Raw genomic sequence first — 1,067 nt, 5'->3', positions numbered from 1 at the left:
TCGTCCATTGCGATTGGCTTGATCAGTTCAACAACCAGTTTGATGTTGTCGCCTGGCATTACCATCTCAACGCCTTCTGGCAGTTCGATGGTACCGGTCACGTCAGTTGTACGGAAGTAGAACTGTGGACGGTAGCCTTTGAAGAATGGGCTGTGACGGCCGCCTTCTTCTTTAGACAGAATATAAACTTCTGACTCGAACTTGGTGTGTGGCTTGATTGAGCCTGGCTTAGCCAGAACCTGGCCGCGCTCAACGTCTTCACGCTTAATACCACGCAGCAGGATACCACAGTTCTCACCTGCACGGCCTTCGTCCAGCAGCTTACGGAACATTTCAACGCCGGTACAGGTTGATTTCACGGTGTCTTTCAGACCCACGATCTCAACTTCTTCACCCACTTTAACGATACCGCGCTCTACACGACCGGTAACAACAGTACCACGGCCGGAGATGGAGAATACGTCTTCGATAGGCAGCAGGAACGGCTTATCAACCGCACGCTCTGGCTCTGGGATGTAAGAATCCAGGTGGCCGGCCAGTTCGATGATCTTAGCTTCCCACTCAGCTTCACCCTGCAGAGCTTTCAGCGCAGAACCGTGAACGATTGGGGTGTCGTCGCCTGGGAAGTCGTACTGTGACAGCAGGTCACGTACTTCCATCTCAACCAGCTCCAGCAGCTCTTCATCATCAACCATGTCACATTTGTTCAGGAACACGATGATGAATGGAACGCCAACCTGACGACCCAGCAGGATGTGCTCACGAGTCTGTGGCATTGGGCCATCAGTCGCAGCAACAACCAGGATTGCGCCGTCCATCTGAGCAGCACCGGTGATCATGTTTTTCACATAGTCGGCGTGGCCCGGGCAGTCAACGTGCGCGTAGTGGCGAGTCGGGGTGTCATATTCAACGTGAGAAGTGTTGATGGTGATACCACGTGCTTTTTCTTCTGGTGCGTTATCGATCTGGTCGAATGCGCGAGCAGAACCGCCGTAGGTTTTAGCCAGAACGGTGGTGATAGCAGCAGTCAGGGTAGTTTTACCGTGGTCAACGTGGCCGATAGTACC

Annotated in this window: 1 protein-coding gene; it reads right to left on the bottom strand. The window is 53.2% G+C overall.

The window, feature by feature from the left end; genetic code table 11:
- Positions 1-1,067 (bottom strand): elongation factor Tu (gene tuf / locus OMR58_RS25980; RefSeq protein WP_264547337.1); only part of this gene is annotated, 1,067 nt, incomplete at both ends.

It is taken from the genome of Erwinia sp. INIA01 (assembly GCF_025947915.1).
Classification (GTDB): Bacteria; Pseudomonadota; Gammaproteobacteria; order Enterobacterales; family Enterobacteriaceae; genus Erwinia; species Erwinia coffeiphila.
The sequence above is the reverse complement of the archived record's forward strand: the minus strand, read 5'-3'. Positions and strand labels throughout refer to the sequence as shown.